The following is a 24,927-nucleotide window of genomic DNA, read 5'->3' as shown; positions in this document are numbered from 1 at the left end:
ATTTCCTTGCAGTGACGGGTGACGATATATAACGCTCTTCAAGTGCAACAGGCGCACTGCCGCCGCGCATTAGACTGGCTCACTTCTGCGCCAGCAATGCCCTGGAATGCATCAGCCAGGCCACACAAACGCCCGCAACTGCACCGGCGATATGTGATTCGAACGACACGCCGGCCACCGGAACGAAGCCGAATACCAACCCGCTGTAAGTGGCCAGCACCAGCAGCGCGATCAGCACGCTGGCGATACTGCGCTGATACCACGCACGCGCCAGCAGATAAGCCCACAAACCAAAAATCAGACCGCTTGCGCCGACATGGATATTGCTGCGACCGAAGCTCCAGACCAGCAGCCCGCCCAGCAGGCAGATCAGCCCGGCGACCCATAGATAACGCCTGACACCCTCGGTCGCCACCAGCCAGCTCAGCACAATGAACGGCAACAGATTGCTGAGCAAGTGCTGAATCGACCCGTGCAGAAAGGGCGCAAACACAATGCCGCGCAACCCGATGAGGCTGCGCGGCATGATACCGAAATGGACCAGACTGTTGTCGGTGACCGAGTTGATTGCCTGTACCGCAATCAACACGGCCGAGAGGACGAGGATGACCTTGAGTCGTCGGGAAAACGCCATGCACTACCCTCGTCCACCTTGTTGCAGCGCTTACTGAGCCGGCGTCTGACTTTTGGCTTTCAGGCGCGCCAGTACATCCTGCGCACCGCCGCTTTTGGCGCCGATCCCGGCATCCTGCAGACGACGTTCCAGATCGCTGCCGCTGGACTGGCTGGCCAGTTCTTCAGCCGCTTCGAGCTTGGCATCCTGTTCGTCCTGACGCTGCTTGAGACGTGCCAGCGAACCCACTGCGGTTTCCACGGCGCCGCTGGCACCGCCGGTTGCGGTGGCCGTTGCAACGCGAGCCTTTTGCACGGTTTCACGGGCCTTGGCCATCTCGACCTGCTGCTTGAGGCTCTTGATTCGCGACTCGGCCTTGATCACCTGATCCTGCAGCAGGTTGACCTGCTTGCTGAACTGATCGGCCAGCTCCTGCTCCTGATCACGCAGGGCTTCGATTTCGGCAATCTTGTTTGCACATTCGACAGCCAGCGCTTCTTCACCCTTATCGAGGGCCTGCAGGGCGCGACCTTCCCAGTTGGCGATGCTGGTGGCGTGTTCTTTAAGACGCTGCGCCGAGAGTTTGTGCTTGGCCTTGATGGTGATCAGCCCGTCGCGGGCCTTGACCAGCGCGTTCTCGGCGTCACGGATTTCCTGGTCCAGAATGCGGATGGCATTGGCGTCGGCAATCGACTCGCCCACTTCGGAAGCGCCGCCACGAACAGCGGTCACCAGTTTTTTCCAGATACTTGTAGTCATGAATGTTCTCCGCCTGACAGCGCTGTTCAGTAGATGAAATGATCTTCAAAAGCATCGGCCGCACGGATCACGTTGTCCGCGAGTGTGAGGATTTCCTGCACGATTACAGTGAGCGAAGAGGCCGCGCTCAGTGCGCCGAACAGGCAGTAGACTTCCTGACCGCCGCCCAGCTTTTCGATGCCGACCGACGACAGCGGAAACAGGTCGCGGCTGCGCAGGACAACGTCGTTGAACGCTTGCACGTTCTTGATCTTGTTCACTTCGATCAAGGTCGCATCGGCGAGAATCTGCTCGCCTTCCACGGCGATGTAGATCGGCAGGTCGCCGTAGTCGGCCATGGTCAGCCTGATTCCCGAGGCATCGCCCTCGGTCACATCAAGCTCGATCTTGCCGTTCGTCACCAGTTCCAGTTCGCTGAGTGCCTTCTGCAGAGAGCTGATGGTCCAGTGGGTATTCTCGGTCATGAAGTCCTCCAGTTTTATTCTGTTGCCCAGAAAGGGCTGTCTTAAAGCTTTTTCGATCCCCCGCAAGGCATCGACATTTTCCGGCCGGATCCAGAATTCGCGCTTCACCAGCCCCGCCTCCTTGAGCCGCAGGCGCATTTCACGCATGTAATCGGTGGAGCTCTTGGACACCTTGGCCGGGACCGTTGCGTTATCGCCCTGGGTTTTACGAGGCATTGGCGCTTCCCCTTGCTGCTGGCCGTGAATCAGGTAAGCAACGTATCAGATGTTTCTGAAGATAGATACGCATCACATGTGAGATTTTCAGGAGTGAATTCTTATCGTCGTTACACAACACGAGATGAATTCTGAAAACCGGATGGCTGAAACCCTGGTAACTGGATAAACGCCAGTCTCTGCAGGAGCGGGCTTGCTCGCGAAGGTGCCGGTACAATCCACGGACAGAGGCGTTGCAACCATCGCCTTCGCGAGCAAGCTCGCTCCCACGAGATGGGCGCATTGCGATGAGCGCTTTGAGCATTAGCACACAAATCAAAAAAGGCGCTGTCCGCATCAGCAGACAGCGCCTTTATCACCCACGCAGTTCAGGCAATAGGCACAGCACAAACCCTTATTCAGCCAGGCTTTTGCTCACCACTTCATACACGTCCGCCGACAGTTTGCCGGAGGCGAGGATGCGCTCCAGCTCGGCCTTCATCAGCGCCTGACGGGCGCTGTCGTATTTGCGCCAGCGGGTCAGTGGTGCCAATTGACGAGAAGCGATCTGCGGGTTCAGCGCGTTCAGCTCGATCACCAGGTCCGCCAGGAAGCGGTAGCCGGAGCCATCAGCCGCGTGGAAGTTGACCAGGTTCTGCCCGGCGAAGGCACCGATCAGGGCACGCACCTTGTTCGGGTTCTTGATGCTGAAGGCCGGGTGTTTCATCAATTCCTGCACACGCTGCAGGCCGCCTGGCAGCGTGCTCGCCGCCTGGACGCTGAACCACTGATCCATGACCAGAGCATTGCTCTTGAAGTTCTCGGCAAACACGGCGAGCGCCTTGTCGCGCTCGGCAGTGAACGGTGAATTGACCAGCACGGCCAGCGCAGTCAGGCGCTCGGTCATGTTGTCGCTGGTATCGAACTGATCAATGGTGGCTGCCAGCACCTCCGGCTTGCCGCTGAGCATCAGGTACGACAGCGCGATATTCTGCAGGGCACGACGGGCAAAGTGCGCGGCTTCGGCCACATAAGGCGTGACCTTCGACACTTCACGGTTGGCCTGATAGCGCGCCAGCAGCCCGTCGAACAGCCCCTCTGCCAGTTGCTGACGGGCAAACTCGCGAGCAGCGTGAATGGCATCAACGTCGGCCACTTCACTGATTTCGGTCAGATAAGCTTCGCCCGGCAACGAGAGCATTTCCGCGACCATCGCCTGATCCAGGTCATCATCCGCCAGCACGGTACCCAGTGCAGTGATCAGACGCTGATCCATGACCAGTTTTTGGCCTTGCTGATGCTGGCCGATCAGCTCCTGCAATACCTGAACCAACAACTGCTGACCGGCATCCCAGCGATTGAAACCATCGCTGTCGTGCTGCATCAGGAACATCAGTTGGTCGCGGCCATACGGAAAGCTCAGCTTGACCGGTGCAGAGAAGCCACGCAGCAGCGAAGGCAGCGGCTTTTCCGCGACATCGACGAAGGTGAAGGTCTGCTCGGCTTCAGTAACCGACAACACTCGTGAGGTGCCGGTCGCCGCCGTTTCGTTCGCCAGACGCAGGGCAATTTCGCCACCCTTGCTGTCCAGCAGCCCCAGTTCAACCGGGATCACGAAAGGTTGCTTCTGATCGCCAGGCTGGCCTGGTGTGGTCGGGCAGCTCTGACGGAAGGTCAGGCTGTAGGTTTTGGCCGCAGCATCGTACGACTCGCTGACCGCCAGACGCGGCGTGCCCGCCTGGCTGTACCAGCGCTTGAACTGGGTCAGGTCGACGCCATTGGCGTCTTCCATGGCCTTGATGAAGTCGTCACAGGTCACGGCCTGGCCATCGTGGCGTTCGAAATACAGATCGCTGCCCTTGCGGAAGCCTTCAGCACCCAGCAGGGTGTGAAGCATGCCGACCACTTCCGAACCCTTCTCGTACACGGTCAGGGTGTAGAAGTTGGAGATTTCGATGAAGCTGTCCGGACGCACGGCGTGCGCCATCGGGCCTGCGTCCTCGGCGAACTGGTGGGTACGCAGGTAGGCAACGTCCTGGATACGCTTGACCGTGGCCGAGTTCATGTCGGCCGAGAAACCGGCGTCGCGGTACACCGTGAAGCCTTCCTTGAGCGACAGCTGGAACCAGTCACGGCAGGTCACGCGATTGCCCGACCAGTTGTGGAAGTATTCGTGGGCGACAATCGCTTCGACACGCTGGTGTGCGGCATCGGTCGCCGTCTCGGCACGCGCCAGCACGGCACTGGAGTTGAAGATGTTGAGGCCCTTGTTCTCCATCGCGCCCATGTTGAAGTCGTTGACCGCGACAATCATGAAGATGTCCAGGTCGTACTCGCGACCGTAGGTCTCTTCGTCCCAACGCATGGACTTCTTCAGGCTGGTCATGGCGTGCTGGCACTTGTCGATGTTTTCCGGCTCGACGTAGATACGCAGGGTCACATTCCGCTCATTCATGGTGGTGAACGTGTCTTCGATACACCACAGATCACCGGCCACCAGCGCGAACAGGTAGGCCGGTTTCATGAACGGGTCTTCCCAGGTCGCCCAGTGCCGACCACCCTCTTCTTCGCCGCTGGCCACCGGGTTACCGTTGGACAGCAGGATCGGGAAGCCCTGCTTGTCGGCGCTGACGGTGGTGGTGAACTTGCTCATCACGTCAGGACGGTCGAGGTAATAGGTGATCTTGCGGAAGCCTTCGGCCTCGCACTGGGTGCAGAACATGCCGCTGGACTTGTACAGCCCTTCCAGCGCGGTGTTGGATTCCGGATGGATGCACACGGTGCTGTCGACCGTAAAGCTTTCAGCCTGTGGGTGCAGGGTCAGGTGATCGTCGGTCAACTGATAATCCGCAGCGCTCAGCTCGACATCGCTCAGTTTGACCGAGACCAGTTCCAGATGCTGACCATCCAGCACCAGCGGCGGCAGGCCTGCGCCACGCTCGGGGTTGCGGCGCATAACCAGTTGCGCGTGAACCAGCGAGTGGTCGTCGAACAGTTCGAAGGTCAGGTTCGTCTCATCGATGAGGTACTCGGGAGCCTGGTAATCCTTCAGGTAGATCATTTTCGGTTGTTCGGTGCGCATGCTGGAATCCTTCTACTGATGCACGGCCAGCTGATAGGCCGTGTACTTGCGAATATTGATCACGCCGGTGTCGAAAATCAGGTATTGGCCCTTGATCCCCAGCAGCGTGCCTTCGGCAATCGGGTTCTTGTCCAGATTGAAGCTGACAATCTTGGTCGGATACGCCTCGACCGGGTAACGAAACTCGACAGGCTCGGCGTCATGTAACAATTGGATGGCCTGCAGCCCGAATCGTTCTTGCAATCCCAGCAGCCCTGCGCCGCAACTGTCGAACAGCTCCTGGCGAATGGCCTTGAGGTCGACGGGTTGAGCGTCACCCTTGAGCAAGGCACGCCAGTTGGTACGATCGGCCACCTGGCTGCGCAGCAGGTCTTCGACGAAGCCGGACTGTTGGCGGGTTGCTACGCGCAGGATCGGCAGAGCCTGGCTTGCACCCTGGTCCAGCCAGCGGGTCGGCAACTGCGTTGAGCGGGTAATACCGACCTTCACGCCTGACGAATTGGCCAGGTAAACGATGTGATCGGTCATGCAGAACTGCTCGCCCCACGCCGGATCACGGCAGGTGCCCTGGTCGTGATGGCATTTTTCCGGGCTCATGATGCACAGGTCGCACTGCGCCAGCTTGAGCATGCACGGGTAGCAGTAACCCTGGCTGTAGCTGGACTTGGTCTTGCGCCCGCAATGACTGCAATGAATGGCGCCGAGAAACTCCAGACGCAGCGTCTTGCCGATCAGCGGGTTGACTGCTATCTCGGTGTCGCCCAGGCGAAAAGCGTATTGCACACACGACGTGTCATCCTGACGCGCCGACATTTTGTTGACTGCTCCGCGACCAATTTCGATCAATGAATAGCATCCGATTTAAACAGGATATTGGGCACCGGGGCCGATTTCGAGGCGCATTCCTGCGGCCCCATGTAGCCCGTACGCTGGTCTTCCGGCAGATTCTGCGCTTCCCAGGCGATCAGCGCCTGCAGGGACAGTTCACGCTGCTCTTGAGTGAGCTTGCGACCGTCGGACCATTTGCCGATTTCCACAGCCAGCTTCAGGCTCTCGTAGATATCCGGGGTGATGTTTTCGATCATTTCTATAAAAGACGACATGGCGCACTCCAGAAAATAGCGGGTAATTCTAGGCCTTGCGGCGTGCAATCGCACCACCCAGCAGCCCGGTGACACAACCGATGATCAGCCCGCCGACATGCGCACCGTTGGCGATCTCGCCGAAGCCGAGCATGCTCACCAGCCCGGACAGGCACAGCGCCAGCCAGACCAGCATCATGATCAACACCCCGCGTGGCAGGCGATAGACCGGGTTGGGCGCCAGCATCTGGAAAATCCAGCAATGCCCGAGCAGGCCATACAGCACGCCGGACAGTCCGCCAAACAGGCTTGGGCCGCTGAACAGGTACTGCACGTAATTTGAGACCGACGAGAACAGCAAGGTCAGCAACAGCAACGACAGGCTGCCCTGACGAATTTCAATCCGCCGCCCCAGCTCCCAGAACCACATGCCGTTCATGGCCAGGTGCAGGATGCCGAAGTGGATCAGCATGGGCGAGATGATGCGCCACCACTGCCCGGACGCGAGGCTTTCGGACAATGGCAGAAACGTTGCGTACTCGCCATTGATGCGGAAATCCTGAAAGGTCAGCCAGCGGACGGCCTCAAGGTTATCGCCCAGCAGCGTCAAGCCGGCCACCAGCAAGGTGACCAGCAACACCAGGGCCGTCACCGGACTGCTGCGTAACTGCTCGATCAGGCCGGGCGGCTTGTAGGTGGAGTTCACGGTGTCTTGCGCCAGTTGAACGTGCTCGTCGCCTTCGGGGAAGCGCGTGTACAACTCGCGCACTTCTTCGACCAGTCGCGGCGCGTCCGGCACCCACAGGACTTGCTCGCCAGCCTCTTCACTGACTCGGTGAGGAATCTGCAAGCGCAGCAACAACCTGATAAAACCGCTCAGATCGGTGCTCAGCGGCAAGCGCAGGACAGCTACAGGACTCATTCTCAAACCTCGGGACGCTGCACATCTACCCAGACGAATTTGTCCGGATCGATTTGTGTTTCCTGGTCCAGCCGATAGGCGACCAGTTTGCCGTAGAGCACGGCGCTGTAATCCAGACAGGCCAGGTTAGGCCGGATGGGCGCAGGGATGCCGCTGCGCCAGTAATGACCGACAAACAGCAGCGGCTCATTGATGCCATACCGCAGCAACGCGTTTTTTTCCGATGTGGACAGCGGCGTCTTGGCAACCCCTTCGGGCAAGGCGTCCGGCTGAAAGACCACGTCGCCATAGGTTTGCGGATCATCCTCCCAGAATTTGGTGCGGAAGAATTCGCGGGTCAGTCCATCACCGCCAGTCAGGGTCAGGCCGTGCGGCAGACGCATGTCGGTGCCACGCAGCAGACGGTTGAAGACATTACTGGCGAAGCTGCCGGGTACTGCCGATGCCTGGACGAAATGCTTGTCGATACACCCCGTACCATGCAGGCCACGCAGCGGATCGATCAGGGTCGCATCCCAGCAGGCATGCACGACCCTGAAGCGACCGGCATCGAGGTACAGCGGTAACTCGTAGAACCAATTGACGAACTCGCTCCACTCATCCGGATACTGCTCGAACTGCGCCAGGGTCTCGCCGATCAGCCGCGCATGACGCGGGGTGTGCTCGCGCACGAACTGGTGACCGCTTTCGGACAGGGCCGGCGTCACCCAGCCCAGCGCGTTGAACTCGTGGTTGCCCATGATGCACAACGCCTGACCGGCCTGAACCATGTCGCGAACAATGTGCAGCGATTCGCGAATGCGCGGGCCGCGGTCGATGATGTCGCCGAGGAAGATGACGATGCGCTCGGGATGGCGCCAAACGCCAGCCTGCAGACGGTAACCGAGAAGCTCCAGCAAGTGCTCGAGGGTATGGGCACACCCGTGCACGTCACCGATCAGATCATAGCCACGCGCCGGATCGAGCATTAATCGCCCCCGCCGCCGAGCTTGCTGCCCCAGCCGAGCTTGGTGCGGCAGACCTCGTAGTAATTGTGATCCAACGGATGGATCAGACGCAGTTTCTGCGGTTTCTTGCTGACCGTAATGGTGTCACCCGGTGCACAGGTGAAGTGATTCTGACCGTCGCACGACACTTGCGGGTAAATGGTCATGTCCTTGGACACCACGATTTTCAGCTCGCTGTTGCCGTCGACCACGATGGGCCGCCCGGACAGGGTATGCGGGTACATCGGCACGATGACGATGGCGTCGAGCTTGGGGTGCATGATCGGCCCGCCCGCAGACAGCGCGTAGGCCGTCGATCCGGTCGGCGTGGCGACGATCAGGCCGTCGGCCTTCTGACTGCACACGAACTGACCGTCGATGTATATCTCGAATTCGATCATGCGCGTGGACTTGCCGGGGTGCAGCACCACGTCGTTGAGCGCATCGCCCTGACCGATGGCCTCGCAGTGGCGACGCACTTCGGCCTGGAGCAGGAAGCGGTTTTCAACCAGGTAATGCCCGTCGAGCACTTCGGCACATTTGACCTCCAGCTCGTCGGGACGGATGTCGGTCAGAAAGCCCAGGCTGCCACGGTTGATGCCCAGCACCGGAACGTTATGCCGGGCCAGCGCCCGCGCTGCGCCCAGCAGGCTGCCGTCTCCGCCGACCACAATGACCATGTCGCAGACCTCGCCGAGCATCTTGCGCGATGAGGTCTGCAGGCCATGACCGGGCAGGACCTCGGCGATTGTCTCTTCGAGAATGACGTGCAGGTGGCGGTCCAGCAGGAATCTCTTGAGTCGGCGAACGGTCTCGAGCACCTGAACACTGCCCAGGCGACCGATGATGCCGATATTGCGAAATTGCTCCATGAGGCTCCTGCTGCGGGTTCGATACGACTTTAAAAACGTGATTATGGGCGAAAGGGCCTGACAGCAGCAAACCGGGGTTTAAAAAGGGTTTCGCGGACCTTGCAACAGGGTATGGGCAGCACGCTAAAGTCCGATGCCTGCCTACCGTGTCAGAGCGCGGGTTTTATCGCATTCCACACTGACGCCGCCCGCTCGATGGCCGCCTATCTGCGCACCTCGCCAGAATGCCCGGTCCTTGCCGCCCCGCTTGGCCTGATACAAATTGATGTCGGCAGTCTTGAGCACTTCCGAGCTGTCCACTGCCGCTGGGATGTCGGCCAGCCCGGCACTGCAGGTCAGCGGGCTGACAGCGAGTGATTTTCTGATGCAGTCCAGCAGGTTCAGCACATATTCCCGAGCGTCATCTTCACTGCACATTGGCAGGATCACGCCGAACTCCTCTCCGCCCATGCGTCCGAAGGCGAGACTGCCCACAGTCTTTTGCAGGCAGCCAGCCATCACGCGAAGTGCCTGATCACCGGCGTCGTGGCCAAATTGATCATTGATGGTTTTGAAGTCATCAATATCGAGCATCAGAAAATAACCCGCGGAGTTATTCAGCACATGTTTATCCAGTGCCTGCATCAGTGCCCGGCGATTCAATATGGCGGTCAGGTCATCGGTCAGCGACAGTTCGCGAAACTGATGCTCCAGACTCAATACCGTACGAAGTGTGCGCGTGTAAGTGTGATTCATCACACTGCCCAGACTGACCGACGTGATAAAGAACAGTGTCATGAACAGAGTCGCGACACTGTCCGTGTCCAGTCCTTGAGCGGGAGAGAGAATACACCAGGCGAGTACCGCGACCAGAAGATAATCCCGTGTATACACCACTAACAATGTCGAACACAGGATAATCATCACGGCGACCGAGAGTGACCAGTTGATGTCCATCCCGGTGCGCAAATGGCCCGCCCTTGAAAAGCACAGTGCCACAATGATCACGAATGTCATGCTCATACATCGCCAGACTCTGAAGTCGACCGCGCGGTATTGCCAGGCGCACGCCCCCAGCAGGCCAAGGGTCAGCAGCATTTCCGGCAGACCGAATTGCAGATACGGCGTGACCGACAGAACAACCAGCCAACAAACGATGGCAATACATTGCACACGGGCAATGGCGGGTGAGAGCAGTTGTTTTATCCGGGCCTGCATATCACCGTTCATAGAAAACTCCAGGCATCCGATTTGCCGAGTCGAATATCCGCCGCATGAAGACTGCCTATATTAGGCAGCCCACGAGTCGACCGACTGATTGAATGACGTTCACCACCAGGTGACCACAATTGAGACAGACCGGCCAATGAACATCATTGAGCAGTGCCTGAATTGTTTGACGCAAACAATATACTGGATATGAATGACAGTTTGCACAAAGAGAAGGCCACTGATAGTTTTCGATAACCTTTCTTTATTCGATGATCATCCTGTCGCACGTCGTACGTCATGTGTTGTCTGCGAAGCAAAAAATACCCGTGCGCACCGGCCGCTTGCCGAACACGCTGTCTGTCGGCGGCGACTCACGCTATTCTCGGCGCATGACTCTATTCCCCGGCCTGATCGATCTCCCCCGCCGATTGCGGCATTCCGAAGTGCGCGACCTTGCCTGGGTGATCCTCGCCCCGCCCATGCTTGAAACCGCGCCTTGGCCGCAACGCCATCCACTGGCGGGCAGCGACTGGGTGAAAGCCCCACAGCAACTGGCGGATTTTCTCTGGCAACTGGACCACAACAGCCGTCCGCTGGAAGACTGGCTGGCGCAAGCCAGCACACGAAGACTGGGCCGCTATTACGAACGGCTCTGGCAATTCGCCGTGCAGCATGCACCGGGGGTGGAAATAATCGCCGCCAACCTGCCCATCAGGCTTGGCAATCAGACGCTGGGCGAGTTGGACATGCTGTTGCGGGATGGTGAAGGCGTGCACCACGTCGAACTGGCGATCAAGCTCTACCTCGGGCCGCAGGACGGCGATGGCCGCGATCCGGCGCACTGGCTGGGGCCTGGCTGTCAGGACCGGCTGGACCGCAAGCTGACCCATCTGAGCCAGCATCAGTTGCCAATGTCCGCACGTCCGGAAAGCCGGGCGACGCTGGCAGCGCTGGGGGTCGAAGCGTTCAATGCACGGTTGTGGCTGGGCGGCTACCTGTTGTACCCGTGGCCAGGCTCATGCCAATCCCCTGCCGGCGTTCACCCGCAGCACCTCAAGGGTCGCTGGCTGCACCAGCGTGACTGGCAGTCGTTCCTGACGCAAAGCCAGCCGGGACGCTGGCAGCCCTTGCCGCGCCATGCCTGGCTGGCGCCGGCACTCTACAACCAGGCGTGGAGCGATCAGCAGTTGCACGACTGGCTGAGTGAGCTCGACCCGCTGGCCCCGGCGCAGCTATTGGTGCGCCTCAGGGAGAATGCCGAGGGCAATTGGGAGGAAGCCGAGCGGCTGTTTCTGGTGTCGGACCTGTGGCCGAATCTGGCCCAGGTTGTGTAAAAACGTCACGAGCGAAGGCAAGACAAGGCAAAAACAGGCGAAAACGGACGGGGTCGCGACCGACTCTAGGTGTTCTAAATGAGCATTTTTCGCCTGTTTTTAACGCAGTATTGCCAAGCGCAGTAGTTTTTACACAGCCTGGGCCGACACCAGTCATCCGCTCAACTCAACCGCAATGCCAGCGCAGCCAGTGTGACCAGCAGCACAGGCACGGTCAGCACGATGCCGACCTTGAAGTAATAGCCCCAGCTGATAGTGATGCCCTTGCGCTCCAGAACATGCAGCCAGAGCAGCGTGGCCAGGCTGCCGATAGGGGTGATTTTCGGGCCGAGGTCGCTGCCGATCACGTTGGCGTAGATCATCGCTTCCTGGATGGCGCCGCTGGCATGACTTGCGTCGATGGACAGCAGCCCGATGAGTACCGTGGGCATGTTGTTCATGATCGAAGACAGGAACGCGGTCATCACGCCGGTGCCCATCGCCGCGCCCCAGATGCCATAGCCCGCGAACCAGTCCAGCAGATTGGCCAGGTAATCGGTCAGCCCGGCGTTACGCAGGCCATAGACCACCAGGTACATACCCAGTGAAAAGACCACGATGTGCCACGGTGCTTCTTTCATCACCTTGCGCGTCTTGATCGTATGCCCTTTGGCGGCGATGCCCAGCAGCAACACTGCGCACACTGACGAGATCGCACTGATCGGTATGCCCAGCGGCTCAAGGGCGAAACAGCCCACCAGCAGAATCAGCAATACCGCCCAACCGGCCAGAAACGTAGCGCGGTCGTGGATAGCCGTTTCCGGCTTGTCCAGATGCTCGGGCTCGAACTCGGCGGGAATGTCCCGACGGAAGTACCACATCAGCACGGCCAGGGTGGCGGCGACACTGGCCAGATTCACCGGCACCATGACCGCTGCGTAACGGTTGAAACCGATCTTGAAGTAATCCGCCGACACAATGTTCACCAGGTTCGAGACCACCAGCGGCAGGCTGGCCGTATCGGCGATGAAACCGGCCGCCATGACGAACGCCAGCGTCGAGGCAGGCGAAAAGCGCAACGCCAGCATCATGGCAATGACGATCGGGGTGAGGATCAGCACGGCACCATCGTTGGCGAACAAAGCCGACACCAGCGCGCCAAACAGCACGAACAAGGCAAACAGACGGCGTCCGTTGCCCTTGCCCCAGCGCGCCACATGCAGCGCTGCCCAGGCAAAGAAACCGGCTTCATCGAGCAGCAGCGTGATGATGATCAGCGAAATGAAGGTCGCCGTGGCATTCCAGATGATGCCCCACACCACAGCGATGTCACTGAAATGCACGACGCCTGTCAGCAACGCCAGGATTGCCCCCAGTACGGCACTCCAGCCAACGCCCAGGCCCTTGGGTTGCCAGATGACCAGCGTGATGGTGAACAGGAAAATCAGCGTTGCTATCAGCATTATTTGGTCCGAGGCAGAAGAATCGCGAGGATGCCGAGCAGCGGCAGGTAGGAGCACAGCGTGTAGACGAACAGGATGCCGTGGCTGTCGGCCAGATAGCCAAGCAAGGCAGCACCGATGCCGCCGAAGCCGAACATCAGGCCGAAGAACAGCCCGGCAATCATGCCCACGTTGCCAGGCACCAGCTCCTGGGCGTAGACCACGATGGCGGAAAACGCCGAGGCCAGTACAAAGCCAATGATCACACTGAGTACGCTGGTCCAGAACAGATCGGCGTAGGGCAGCGCCAGGGTGAACGGCGCAGCGCCAAGAATCGAGAACCAGATCACCGCCTTGCGGCCAATGCGGTCACCGATCGGCCCACCGAAAAAGGTCCCTGCCGCCACGGCGCCCAGAAACAGGAACAGGTGCAACTGCGAGCTGGCGACCGACAGGTCAAATTTCTCGATCAGGTAGAAGGTGAAATAGCTGGTCAGGCTGGTCATGTAGAAGAACTTGGAAAACACCAGAAACGCCAGCACTGCCAAGGAGGCAATCACACGCTTTCTGGACAGACCATGAGTCGCGGCCTGACCGGCCTTGAGCTTGAACAGATTGAGGTGCGCGCGATACCAGCGGCTGATTGCGTACAGCAGCCCCAGCGAGAACAACGCAAACAGCCCGATCCAGGCGACATTGCCCTGGCCGAACGGGATGATGATCGCCGCGGCCAACAATGGTCCGAACGCCGTGCCCGTGTTGCCACCGACCTGAAAGGTCGATTGCGCGAGCCCGTAGCGACCACCGGAGGCCAGTCGCGCGATACGCGAGGCTTCCGGATGGAACGTCGAAGAGCCGATGCCGATCAATGCAGCGGCCAGCAGGATCAAGGGGAAGCTGCCGACCACCGACATCATCACGATGCCGATCAGCGTGCAGATCGATCCGACGGGCAGTACCAGCGGGTTGGGATGGCGGTCAGTGTAATAACCGACCCAGGGCTGCAGCAGCGAGGCGGTGATCTGAAAGGTCAGGGTAATCAGGCCGATCTGGGTGAAGCTCAGGTCGTAGCTGGCCTTGAGCATGGGGTAGATCGACGGAAGGATGGCTTGAATCAGGTCATTGACCAGGTGCGCGAGGGCGACGGCACCGATGATGCGCATCACCAGCGGGCTGGCTTGGGAGGTGGTCGAGGCCTTCGCCGTCGCGGGCGGAGCACTGGTCGCCATGGTATTTATCCGTAAAAGGGTTCGCGGGTCGCCCGGTACGGATGATTACAAGATGTGTCACGCGTATCGGGGCGCGCCAATGTGCCATTTTTCGGGGCGACTGTGCCACGTTTTGTTGCGTTTTCGCTGACGGAAATACCTTTCGTGACGCTCCGCGTCACACAGCGGCTCTGTGACATCAGGCGGATTGAAGTTCGACTCGGATTCTCGTTCCCACGCTCCGCGTGGTAATGCAGTTCGTGACGCTCTGCGTCACACGGCGGTTCTGTGACATCAGGCGGATTGGTGTTTGGCTCAGGTCCCCTTTGCGCCCTTACGGCGCCTTACTTTGAGGGACCAAAGCACGCAAAGTCCCAGCTCCGTTTCCGGCCCGACTTCGTCGGGTTCCTTCGCTGTTGAAAAGCGCTTGCGGCAGAGGCTGCGGGTTTTAACGCACCACTCCCGCACTCAGGCAATTGACCCCACCACCGGCTCCTCACCTGCAACAGGCACATCATGCAGCGAGATTTTCGAGGTTTCCGGCAGGGCCATGCCGCCGGCCATTGCCAGCGCTGCAACTGCGATGAGGTAGAACGCGGGCGACAGGTTGCTGCCGGTCATGCTGATCAGCCAGGTGGCCATCAGCGGCGCGGTGCCGCCGAACAGGGTGTAGGCCATGTTGTAGGTGATCGCCGAGGCGGTGTAGCGGGTACGGGTGGGAAAGGTTTCCGACAGCAGTGCGGCCGTTACCACGCCGCACAGCACTGCGCCCACGGCGAGCAGCATGACGCCGATGATCGAGGCGATGAACGAGCCGGAGCTGGCCATCAGGAATGATGGAAACACCACGATCATCAACAGAATGCAGGCCGTTGCCATCGTGACCCGGCGCCCTACCCGATCCGAATAGGCACCGGCCAGTGGGCAGAGGGCGGCGGCGAAGGCCAGAGCGATCAACGAGACCAGCAGCGCCGTTGCCCTGCTCAACCCACCGGCCACTTGCAGGTAGGTCGCGAAATAGGTGGTGAACATGTAGAACGACAACGCCGTCAACGACACGAATGCGCCCAGACAGCACATCGCCGCCGCGTGATGGCGCAAGGTGTCCTTGAGTGGCGAATGGGCAACGGCGTGCTCTTGAGCGACCGCCTGAAACGCCGGGGTTTCATCGAGCTTCCAGCGCAGGTACAGCCCGACCAGCCCCAGCGGTGCAGCAATCAGAAACGGCAGACGCCAGCCCCAGTTACCCATCGTCTCGGTCGACAGAAATGACTCCAGCGCGTAGGCCACCACTGCCGCAGCAGCGAATGCGGAGAACGTCGAGACCGGAACGAAACTGCCGTACCAAGCACGTTGCGTGCGCGGGGCGTGCTCCATGAGGTAAGCACAGGCGCCGGCATACTCCCCGCCGGCCGAAAAACCCTGCGCGCAGCGAATAATGGTCAGCAGCACCGGCGCCATCACACCGATCGCAGCATAGGTCGGTAACAGGCCGATCAGTGTGGTAGCACCGGCCATCAGCAGGATGGTCATCGCCAGGGTTTTCTTGCGCCCGATCCGGTCACCCAGCATGCCGAAGAAAATCCCGCCCAGCGGTCGGAAGGCGAAGGCCACGGCGAACACGGCAAAGGTTTTCAGCAACGCCGCACTGCTGTCGCCGCTGGGGAAGAACTGCAGCGCAATCGTCGTTGCCAGAAAGCCATACACAGCAAAATCGAACCACTCGACAAAGTTGCCGATGGCCGCAGCGACGATAACTTTTTTCAGCGTGGCAGGATCGACTTGCTCTACGGTAGGAGTTGTCATGACTGGCCTCGACGTCTTGATCTGGAATGGATCGATTATCGAGACAGCGACCCGGATGCCCCTCTCCAGAAGTGTCATCCACGTAGTCAGGGCCGACGTCTCGCCATCGAACTGCGCAGAATTCGTGCCAAAGGCTCTGCCACGTGGTTTACAGGCCCATCGCGCGCCGCCCCTGAAGGCCGCCGGTGTGGACGAAGACCAGGCGGGTGCCGGGCGCGAAACGACCGGCCAGCACCTCATCATGCAGGGCCAGCAATGCCTTGCCGGTGTACAGTGGTTCCAGGGGTATGCCGCTCTGAGCCTCGCTGGCGGCAATGAAATCGAGCAGCGGCGCGTCGGTTCTGGCAAAACCGCCGCGGCTGGCATTGAGCAGAACACAGTTGGGAGGCAGGCACGTACTGACGTCGGCCTGCGTACCAGCCGCCTCACTCAGCACCGCGATAATGTTTTGCGCGACCCCGTGATCCTCGGGCACAGCCATCGCCCCATACACCGGACGAACGCCCGCCTCTGCCAACAGCAAGCCGGCCAGCGTGGTACCGGTGCCTGCCGCCAGCCACCATCCGTGGTAATCGCCCCAACCCAGATGCCCGAGTTGCTCTTCGACCATTGCCCGCAATCGACCGCAACCCAGAGCACCAGCAAGCCCGCCACCGCCTTCGGCAATCGGATAAAGACCGGGATAGCGGGACTGCCAGGTCGACCAGAAGCCAGCAGCATGCCGCTCACGATAGCCGGCGTAACCCAGCCAGTGCAGTTGCATATTGAAAGCCTGCAGATCGAGCACCGTCGGCGTCTGCTGGGCATGACCACGTAGCAGGCCGACCGTCGGGAAACCGAAGCGCTTGCCTGCAGCGGCCAGGGCATGCAAATGATTGGAGTGCGCTCCGCCGAGGCTGATCAGCCCCTCGGCACCCGAGTCCACAGCCAGGCTCAGGTGCTCGCTGAGCTTGAACCATTTGTTGCCGCTGATCAGCGCGTCGATAAGGTCCAGGCGCAGAATCGCAACCTCGACCCCGGCGTCTTGCAGCCAGGGCAGGTTCAAGCGTTCCAAGGGGGCAGTGGGTTGCCAGCCGAGGGCGTCAAGCATCATGCGCCGCAGTCTACAGACAAGCCGTTTCAGGGTCTTCGTCGATCAGCAGGCTGCGGCGCGAAGCCCTGAATCAGGCATTGTCTGTCACAGGGTGGCGGCCAGACGTGAGCCCTGGTCGATGGCCCGTTTGGCGTCCAGCTCTGCGGCAACGTCCGCGCCGCCAATCAGGTGCACGCTTTGCCCGCCGTTGAGCAGTTCGTCATACAGTTCACGCAACGGGTCCTGCCCGGCACAGATCACCACGTTATCCACCGCCAGCAGCTTTTCCTCGCCATCTTCGCCAATGCGAATATGCAGCCCTGCATCGTCGATTTTCAGGTACTGCACGGCATTGAGCATCTGCACCTGTTTGTTCTTGAGCCCCGTGCGGTGAATCCAGCCGGTGGTCTTGCCCAGGCCGTCGCCGACCTTGGAACTCTTGCGCTGCAAGAGAAACACCTGACGTGCCGGCGCGTGGACTTCGGGCTTGACTCCGGCGACACCGCCGCGGGCCTGCAAGGTCGTGTCGATGCCCCACTCTTTCCAGAAAGCCTCGCGATCCAGACTGGTGGCCACGCCTTGATGCACGAGAAATTCCGACACATCGAAACCGATGCCACCCGCACCTATCACTGCCACGCGGCGCCCGACCGGCTTGCGCTGCAATATGACGTCCAGATAGCTCAACACCATGGGGTTATCGATACCGGGGATGGCCGGTGTGCGCGGCGCGATGCCGGTCGCCAGAATCACCTCGTCAAAACCTGCGCCCAGCAAGTCTGCAGCCTTTACCCGATTGCCGAGGCGCAACTGAACACCCGTCTCCTGCACTTTGTTGCGGAAGTAACGCAGGGTTTCGGCGAATTCCTCCTTGCCCGGCACGCGCTTGGCGATATTGAACTGGCCGCCGATTTCGCTGGCCGAATCGAACAGCGTCACCTCATGCCCGCGCTGTGCGGCAACCGTTGCGGCGGCCAGACCGGCAGGCCCGGCGCCCACTACGGCAATCTTCCTGACCTGCAGGGTGGGCAGGTAATTGAGCTCGGTCTCGTGGCAGGCACGCGGATTGACCAGACAGCTGGTCAGCTTGCCGCCGAAGGTGTGGTCGAGGCACGCTTGATTGCAGCCGATGCAGGTGTTGATGCGTTCGGCATGGCCCGCAGCGGCCTTGTTGACGAACTCGGGATCGGCCAGAAACGGACGAGCCATTGAGACCATGTCCGCATCACCTTCGCTGAGAATGCGCTCGGCAACTTCCGGGGTATTGATCCGGTTGGTGGTAATCAGCGGGATGTTCACCGAGCCTCGCAGCTTGGCAGTGACCTTGCTGAACGCGGCGCGCGGCACCTTGGTGGCGATGGTCGGAATGCGCGCTTCATGCCAGCCGATACCGGTGTTGATCAGGGTCGCTCCGGCCTGCTCGACCGCCTTGGCCAGCTCGACGATTTCTTCCCAGCTGCTGCCGCCTTCCACAAGATCGAGCATCGACAGGCGAAAGATGATGATGAAGTGTGCCCCGACCGCCTCACGTACGCGCCTGACAATCTCGACCGCCAGACGCATACGGTTTTCATAACTGCCGCCCCAACGGTCGGTGCGGTGATTGGTATGCGCGGCCAGGAACTGATTGATGAAGTAGCCTTCCGAACCCATGATTTCGACACCGTCATAACCGGCACTGCGCGCCAGCGTCGAACAGGTCACGAAATCGGCGATCTGCTTTTCGATGCCCTCTTCGTCCAGCTCTCGCGGCGTGAACGGGTTGATCGGCGCCTGAATGGCGCTCGGCGCGACCTGCTTGCGGCTGTAGGCGTAACGACCGGCATGGAGAATCTGCAGGCAGATCTTGCCGCCAGCCTCGTGCACCGCACGCGTCACGATGCGATGGTGCTCCGCTTCTTCAGCGTTGGTTAGCTTCGCCGCGCCGTCATAGACACCACCCTCTTCATTGGGCGCGATGCCACCGGTGACCATCAGCCCGCCCCCGCCGCGGGCACGCTCGGCAAAGTAGGTCGCCATGCGCTCGAAGCCGCCCGGCCGCTCCTCAAGACCGGTGTGCATCGAGCCCATCAGGGTGCGGTTGCGCAAGGTCGTGAAGCCCAGGTCCAGGGGGGCCAGCAGGTGCGGATAATGAGCAGCAGTCATGGCGAAGCTCCATCGAGTCAATCACGGAATAGCAAGGACCTCTGCGGGTCCTCTGGTTCATGGGCAACAGTAAAGACGCATCCCGCCACACACTCAATGACCGAAAGTGACAAGTTATTGATCCAAACGCGCAGTGGCACTTGGCAAGCGCCCGACGCCGCCCTACCCTAGTCGACAATTTCCCGATGGCCGTCATTCGATCTTTTTATGCGCAAATTCTTCGCCATCTGCCTGGTTCTGCTGAGTATTGCCAGCCTTGTCAGCTACGCAATCTGGACCGGACAACGCCCGGCGGGTCACTACCTGTCCGATCTGCGCATTCGTCTGGCCATCAATGAAGGCCAGCCCGGAGAACGCGGCAATCTGCTGGGGATCGAGCCCGAGCTGTTTCCGACTGATTACCAGAACATTGAGCGACTGCACCGCAAGCTCGCCGCTTATCTGCAACAGGCCCGTGAAAATGGCCTGATCAACCCACGAACGGTGGTGGTACTGCCGGAACATATTGGCACCTGGCTGTTCGCCAGTGGCGAGAAGGATCAGCTCTATCAAGCTGCCACGCTGGATGAAGCCATGGACTGGCTGTCGTGGAGCAACCCGCTGCAATTCATCAAAGCGGTGCTGCGGGCCGAAGGCCGGGACCGTCTGGATGACGCCCACCTGCGGATCAAGGCCCGATCGATGGCGCGGGACTATCAGACACTGTTTGGCGGGCTGGCCAGAGAGTTCGGCGTCACACTGGTGGCCGGTTCAATTGTGCTGCCCGATCCCAGTGTTGAAGGCGGTCAGCTGAAAGTCGGCAGCGGCGCCCTGTATAACAGCAGCCTGACATTTGGCAGCGATGGCCTGCCGCTCGGTCAGCCGCAGCGTCAGTTGTACGCCGAGCGCTATCAGAGGCGTTATGTGCACACGGCAAGCGACGCACCATTGTATGTGGTCGACACCCCGGCCGGGCGTCTGGGGGTGCTGATCGGTAGCGACAGCTGGTACCCGGAGAATTACGCGCGCCTGAACCAGAGCGGTGCACAACTGATTGCGGTGCCGGCCTTTGTGATCGGCAAGGCCGCCTGGTCCCAACCGTGGCGCAAGCCTCGGCACTCAGACATCGACGTGCCGAACGAAACGCCTAGTGAGGGCGAAGCCTGGCATCACCTGACATTGACCGGCCGTGCTCCGCAAAGCACTGCGCAGGCCGGGATCAGTGTATTCATGCGCGGACAGTTCTGGAATCAGGGCGTGGCCGGGCAAAGTTTTGCCAGCCACGCAGGGCAAACGATCGCCGAGCCGCAGCAGGAAAATGCTGCCACTGGCGGCGCGCGCCTGATCAACCTCTGGCTTTGACGATGCCGACCCTGACGCTGCGCCTCGGTGATCTGTCGGTGGGTTTCATCCAAAGCCTGACTGATGCGGTCAACAGTTTCGACAGGAACCCTGACGCGCTGCTGGAGCAGTACGGTCTTGACCCGATTCGCCTGAGCCAGGCGCGAGCGCGGCTATCGATCCCGCGCTACATGCGCCTGGGGCATGCCGCCATCCAACTGACCGGCCAGCCCGGGCTGGGGTTGCGCATGGGCCAGCTCAGTCGTTTTGCGCAGGCAGGTCTGGCCGGTATCACTGCAGCCCAGGCACCCAACGTGCGCGAGGCGGCGCGCACGCTGATTCGCTTTGAGCCCTTGTACGGTTCCAATTATCGCGGCCAGTCGAGTTTCCACGAGGATGCCGGCGGCGCCTGGATGCGCTTCTATTCGATCAGCCCCTATAACGCTTACAACAGGTTTGTGGTGGACTCGATTCTAGGTGGCTGGCTGGCTCAGCTTTCGACGCTGGCAGGTACAGAACTGCGCGCACAACGCATCGAGATCGAATTCGAAGCGCCTGACTATGCCGCGCAGTACGCCGCTTTGAGTGATAACCCGATGGTGTTTGGCGCGGCGACCAATCAACTGCGTCTGGATCAGACCAGCCTGGCATTACGCAACCCGGACCATTGCCCAAGTACCTGGCGGCACCTGTTGCAGCTGTGCGAAAGCGAACTGGAACAACAGACCCGCACCCGCAGCCTGCGTGAACGCATCATTCAATTGCTGGGGCCGCTATTGAACGGCGGAAGTGAACCGGATCTGGAGGAAGTGGCGGCAAGGCTCAAACTGCCCACCTGGACGCTGCGCCGCAAGCTGACCGAGGAAGGTACATGCTTTCGCGCAGTGCTCAATGACACGCGGCGCGATCTGGCGATGACTTATATTCGCGACACTGAACTGGCGTTCGGGGAGATCGCCTACCTGCTGGGATTCGCTTCTGCCGAAGCCTTTCAACGCGCCTTCAAACGCTGGAACGGGCAGACTCCGGGAGAGTTCCGCCGCAGCCAGCGTCAAAGCGCATGAAGCCGTTCACAGTTCGGTAGCGTCGTCGGCAGGCTCTACCGGGTCCAGTTCCGATGCACGGTATTCAAGTAGTTCTTCCTGGTATTCGTCCATTTCTTCGCCCTCTTGGCTGAGTGAGTGGGGGTGATAATCAAAGCTGAAATAACTGACCGCAAGATCAACATTAAAGTGCCAATGTGAAATAAAAATGTTGATTCCTGTCAAACAGACGAAAAAGACCGCGGCCGATTCAGCACTCCCCTCAACTCTCTAGCGGACGGGCGCTATTGACTTGCATGCCAGTGTCGACCTAACCTCCTGCTCATGAACCTCATCACGCACAACCTCGGCCAGATTATTATTACCGTCATTCCAGTCATGGCGGGTTAGCCGACGTTTGCAAAAAACCCGCCCTGGAGGCGGGTTTCTTCTGTCTCCCGGGCAACAATTGCCGAATCAGGAGTCAGACATGATCGCCATCCCTCGCTCTATCGCCCTTCTCGCCACTCTGGACCTGATTATCGATCTGCCGCGCGCGTCCGCCGAGTATCCAGGCACCACGTATGAAGAGGCGATGCGATGAGCCAGGGCCCGCACGATCTGCTCAACTATTACGCGCGCAAAATCCTCACCTCCCGCGTCTACGACGTTGCCATCGAAACGCCGCTGCAAGGCGCTCGCCAGCTGTCCGAACGGCTGGGCAATCAGGTGCTGCTCAAGCGCGAAGACCTGCAGCCGGTGTTCTCGTTCAAGATTCGCGGCGCGTACAACAAGCTCGCGCAATTGCCCGCAGAGCAGACTGCACGGGGCGTGGTGACGGCATCGGCGGGCAATCATGCCCAGGGCCTGGCGCTGGCGGCACGCGAGTTGGGGATCAAGGCGACCATCGTCATGCCGCGCACCACGCCGGAGATCAAGGTCGAAGGTGTGCGCTCGCGGGGCGCCACCGTGGTGCTGCACGGCGATTCCTTCCCGGAAGCGCTGGCCTACTCGCTGAAGCTGGTCGACGAACAAGGCTTCGTCTACATCCATCCATATGACGACCCCGACACCATCGCCGGGCAAGGCACCGTGGCGATGGAGATCCTTCGTCAGCAACCGGGCCAACTGGATGCGATCTTTGTTCCTGTCGGGGGCGGCGGTCTGATTGCCGGTATCGCGGCGTATGTGAAATACCTGCGCCCGGAGATCAGGGTGATCGGCGTCGAGCCGGACGACTCCAACTGCCTGCAAGCGGCGATGGCCGCCGGGGAGCGCGTGGTGCTGAGCCAGGTCGGGCTGTTTGCCGATGGCGTGGCGGTCGCGCAGATCGGCCATCACACCTTCGAAGTGTGCCGCCATTATGTCGATGAAGTGATCACCGTCAGCACCGACGAGATCTGCGCGGCGATCAAGGACATCTACGACGATACGCGCTCGATCACCGAGCCCTCCGGCGCGCTGGGCGTGGCCGGGATCAAGAAATATGTCGAGCAGCGCGGCGTCAGCGGCCAGACGCTGGTGGCGATTGATTCAGGGGCCAACGTCAACTTCGACCGCTTGCGTCACGTGGCCGAGCGCGCCGAACTGGGCGAAGGCCGCGAGGCGATCATTGCGGTGACGATTCCTGAACAACCGGGCAGCTTCAAAGCGTTCTGCGAGGCCATCGGCAAGCGGCAGATCACCGAATTCAACTACCGCTACCACACCGATCGCGAGGCGCACATCTTCGTCGGCGTGCAGACCCATCCCGAGAACGACCCACGCAGCGCCCTGATCGCCAGCCTGACCGGCCAGGGCTTCCCGGTGCTGGACCTGACCGACAACGAACTGGCCAAACTGCATATTCGCCACATGGTTGGCGGGCATGCCGAGCGGGTCAATGATGAAGTGGTGCTGCGCTTCGAGTTCCCGGAGCGACCGGGCGCGCTGTTCAACTTCCTCAACCGTCTGGGCGGCCGCTGGACCATCTCCATGTTCCACTACCGCAACCACGGCGCTGCTGACGGCCGGGTGGTTGCCGGGCTGGTGGTGCCGGAGGAAGAGCGGCATCTGGTCGGTGCTGCGCTGGATGAGATTGGTTACCCGTATTGGGACGAGAGCGAGAACCCGGCGTACAGGCTGTTTCTGGGCTAAGGCCGGGATATCTCGCGCTCCTCACGCTCCGCGTCACAAGAGGACGCAGAGCGTCCAGACCGGCATACCCACGCGAAGCATGGGCACGATGGGGGCCTGACTGACAACTATCGTTCCTCACGCGCCAGCGTGGGAATGCAGTTCACGACGCTCCGCGCCACACCTTACTGCGCCGGGGCGGGCTCGACTGGCGTGGGGGCGGTGCTTTCTGCAGGTTCTGCGGCCGGTGTTTCGACCGTTTCAGCCTTGAATGAAGCAGGTTCGGAAGGCGCAGGCACTGGTTCGCTTGCAGCAGGCGTAACCGGTTCGGCAGCAGGCTCGGCCTTCGGCGCGTTTTCTGACGACGCAGGCGCCAGCTTCGCAGGCTCGGCAGCCTTGGCGGGAGCCGCCGGGGCTGCGGGAGCCGTGTCAGGCACACCGAGGTCGGCCTTAGGCTTCTCGACAATATGCGCAGCCTTTTTCACTTCAGGCGGCAGGAAGTTTTCCACCAGACCGAAAAAGCGCTCGTAGAACTTTGCCGACGAGACGGTCTCACTGGCGACCTTGACCATCGAGTCGTCAGTCGAGCCTATCGGCATCGACACGGAACCCAGCACGCCGACACCGAGGCTGGCCGAGTTGTTGGTCTTCTTCAACGCGTAGCGGTCTTGCAGGGCGTTGGCGAACATGGTGGAACTGCCATCCTTCGCATCGGCGGCGCACACCAGATTGAAGCTGATTTCGATATGCGTATCGCCGGTCTGCTGGAAGCTCTTGCGGCCGGCAATCATCTTCGGATCACTGCTGGTGATGATGTAGCCCTGACTCAGCAAGGCACGCCGCCCCGCCTCGCAGTAAGCCATGTCGGTCGCAGGGTAGCTTCGGGAGAAGGTCCCGGCGTCGTCGAAGTGTTCATGGTCATACACCGCCTGCTTGGGCGATGAACAGCCGGCTGCCATCAACACGGCAGAAATCCAGAGGGCGGTACGAACGTTCAGTAGCTTAAACATCGAAAATCCTGAGGAAGGAAAAGACTGCCAGCAAGACTGCGAACTGGGAAATGGCGGTAAGTCTGCAACAAGGCCGACGCTGGATCAACGTACAGTTCAAAAGGATTTGGATACAAACCGCTCAGGCGCACGAAGCCAGGCCCTCAGACACACAAAATGCAGACAACAAAAAAGCGACCCTAGGGCCGCTTTCTTGTTTGCTTCAAGGAGTTCAAGGGCCTTGAAGCGGTGTATGGCGCAGCGGACGGGACTCGAACCCGCGACCCCCGGCGTGACAGGCCGGTATTCTAACCGACTGAACTACCGCT

Annotated in this window: 20 protein-coding genes; 4 read left to right on the top strand and 16 right to left on the bottom strand. The window is 60.3% G+C overall.

Going from position 1 to position 24,927, the window contains the following annotated elements; genetic code table 11:
- Window positions 1-79: 79 nt before the first annotated feature.
- The 10 genes from ACW55A_RS11875 to ACW55A_RS11830 form a co-directional block, all read right to left on the bottom strand.
- A complete protein-coding gene (locus tag ACW55A_RS11875; protein WP_248695955.1) occupies window positions 80-634 on the bottom strand; it encodes a rhomboid family intramembrane serine protease in 555 nt (184 codons plus the stop codon).
- Window positions 635-664: 30 nt separating this feature from the next.
- Window positions 665-1,372, bottom strand: coding sequence for a PspA/IM30 family protein (locus ACW55A_RS11870; RefSeq protein WP_498810971.1), 708 nt, complete (start codon window positions 1,370-1,372; stop codon window positions 665-667).
- 26 nt (window positions 1,373-1,398) lie between these two features.
- Complete coding sequence (locus ACW55A_RS11865; protein WP_058415876.1) at window positions 1,399-2,052, bottom strand: YjfI family protein; 654 nt, start codon at window positions 2,050-2,052, stop codon at window positions 1,399-1,401.
- A gap of 394 nt (window positions 2,053-2,446) precedes the next feature.
- On the bottom strand, window positions 2,447-5,113 hold the full coding sequence (pepN, locus tag ACW55A_RS11860) for an aminopeptidase N (RefSeq protein ID WP_498810970.1): 2,667 nt from the start codon (window positions 5,111-5,113) through the stop codon (window positions 2,447-2,449).
- Window positions 5,114-5,125: 12 nt separating this feature from the next.
- Window positions 5,126-5,926 carry a DUF2797 domain-containing protein gene (locus ACW55A_RS11855; protein ID WP_003368470.1) on the bottom strand — a complete coding sequence of 267 codons (801 nt, stop codon included), beginning with the start codon at window positions 5,924-5,926 and terminating at the stop codon, window positions 5,126-5,128.
- A 29-nt stretch (window positions 5,927-5,955) separates the two neighbouring features.
- Window positions 5,956-6,216, bottom strand: coding sequence for a YeaC family protein (locus tag ACW55A_RS11850; RefSeq protein ID WP_003368468.1), 261 nt, complete (start codon window positions 6,214-6,216; stop codon window positions 5,956-5,958).
- A gap of 28 nt (window positions 6,217-6,244) precedes the next feature.
- Window positions 6,245-7,117 carry a rhomboid family intramembrane serine protease gene (locus ACW55A_RS11845; RefSeq protein WP_044308661.1) on the bottom strand — a complete coding sequence of 291 codons (873 nt, stop codon included), beginning with the start codon at window positions 7,115-7,117 and terminating at the stop codon, window positions 6,245-6,247.
- A 2-nt stretch (window positions 7,118-7,119) separates the two neighbouring features.
- Window positions 7,120-8,085 (bottom strand): metallophosphoesterase, encoded by a 966-nt coding sequence (locus ACW55A_RS11840; protein ID WP_003409653.1) that lies wholly within the window; start codon window positions 8,083-8,085, stop codon window positions 7,120-7,122.
- Window positions 8,085-8,975, bottom strand: coding sequence for an NAD(+) kinase (locus ACW55A_RS11835; RefSeq protein ID WP_455808092.1), 891 nt, complete (start codon window positions 8,973-8,975; stop codon window positions 8,085-8,087). The genes ACW55A_RS11840 and ACW55A_RS11835 overlap by 1 nt, the downstream gene beginning before the upstream one ends.
- A 141-nt stretch (window positions 8,976-9,116) precedes the next feature.
- A complete protein-coding gene (locus ACW55A_RS11830; protein WP_455808093.1) occupies window positions 9,117-10,184 on the bottom strand; it encodes a GGDEF domain-containing protein in 1,068 nt (355 codons plus the stop codon).
- Between the two features lie 308 nt (window positions 10,185-10,492).
- Here ACW55A_RS11830 and ACW55A_RS11825 point away from each other — a divergent pair, with 308 nt between their 5' ends.
- Window positions 10,493-11,500, top strand: coding sequence for a DUF1853 family protein (locus ACW55A_RS11825; RefSeq protein WP_498810969.1), 1,008 nt, complete (start codon window positions 10,493-10,495; stop codon window positions 11,498-11,500).
- A 161-nt stretch (window positions 11,501-11,661) separates the two neighbouring features.
- Here ACW55A_RS11825 and ACW55A_RS11820 read toward each other — a convergent pair whose 3' ends face one another.
- The 5 genes from ACW55A_RS11820 to ACW55A_RS11800 all read right to left on the bottom strand — a co-directional run bounded on the left by ACW55A_RS11820 (window position 11,662) and on the right by ACW55A_RS11800 (window position 19,152).
- Window positions 11,662-12,942, bottom strand: coding sequence for an arsenic transporter (locus ACW55A_RS11820; protein ID WP_044308663.1), 1,281 nt, complete (start codon window positions 12,940-12,942; stop codon window positions 11,662-11,664).
- Entirely contained in the window at window positions 12,942-14,150 is a 1,209-nt protein-coding gene (locus ACW55A_RS11815; RefSeq protein WP_054081184.1) for an MFS transporter, read from the bottom strand. Before ACW55A_RS11815 ends, ACW55A_RS11820 begins: the two co-directional genes overlap by 1 nt.
- 447 nt (window positions 14,151-14,597) lie before the next feature.
- Window positions 14,598-15,935 carry an MFS transporter gene (locus ACW55A_RS11810; RefSeq protein ID WP_103735626.1) on the bottom strand — a complete coding sequence of 446 codons (1,338 nt, stop codon included), beginning with the start codon at window positions 15,933-15,935 and terminating at the stop codon, window positions 14,598-14,600.
- A gap of 148 nt (window positions 15,936-16,083) precedes the next feature.
- The gene (locus ACW55A_RS11805; RefSeq protein WP_455808095.1) at window positions 16,084-17,028 is read right to left on the bottom strand and encodes a 1-aminocyclopropane-1-carboxylate deaminase/D-cysteine desulfhydrase; all 945 of its coding nucleotides are present in this window, start codon (window positions 17,026-17,028) and stop codon (window positions 16,084-16,086) included.
- 84 nt (window positions 17,029-17,112) lie between these two features.
- Complete coding sequence (locus ACW55A_RS11800; protein ID WP_498810968.1) at window positions 17,113-19,152, bottom strand: oxidoreductase; 2,040 nt, start codon at window positions 19,150-19,152, stop codon at window positions 17,113-17,115.
- A gap of 207 nt (window positions 19,153-19,359) precedes the next feature.
- On the opposite strand from ACW55A_RS11800, the gene ACW55A_RS11795 reads away from it, so the two are divergent.
- The 3 genes from ACW55A_RS11795 to ilvA all read left to right on the top strand — a co-directional run bounded on the left by ACW55A_RS11795 (window position 19,360) and on the right by ilvA (window position 23,630).
- Window positions 19,360-20,493 (top strand): carbon-nitrogen hydrolase family protein, encoded by a 1,134-nt coding sequence (locus ACW55A_RS11795; RefSeq protein WP_074807877.1) that lies wholly within the window; start codon window positions 19,360-19,362, stop codon window positions 20,491-20,493.
- Between the two features lie 2 nt (window positions 20,494-20,495).
- Window positions 20,496-21,536 (top strand): AraC family transcriptional regulator, encoded by a 1,041-nt coding sequence (locus tag ACW55A_RS11790; RefSeq protein ID WP_004414173.1) that lies wholly within the window; start codon window positions 20,496-20,498, stop codon window positions 21,534-21,536.
- A gap of 558 nt (window positions 21,537-22,094) precedes the next feature.
- Complete coding sequence (gene ilvA, locus ACW55A_RS11785; protein ID WP_455808096.1) at window positions 22,095-23,630, top strand: threonine ammonia-lyase, biosynthetic; 1,536 nt, start codon at window positions 22,095-22,097, stop codon at window positions 23,628-23,630.
- Between the two features lie 164 nt (window positions 23,631-23,794).
- On the opposite strand, the gene ACW55A_RS11780 is transcribed toward ilvA, so the two are convergent.
- Window positions 23,795-24,619, bottom strand: coding sequence for a DUF2242 domain-containing protein (locus tag ACW55A_RS11780; protein ID WP_058397563.1), 825 nt, complete (start codon window positions 24,617-24,619; stop codon window positions 23,795-23,797).
- Window positions 24,620-24,927 lie beyond the last annotated feature (308 nt).

Source organism: Plantibacter cousiniae (nom. nud.) (genome assembly GCF_977070315.1).
Note: the sequence above shows the minus strand (reverse complement) of the source record. Positions and strands in the feature narration are given on the sequence as shown.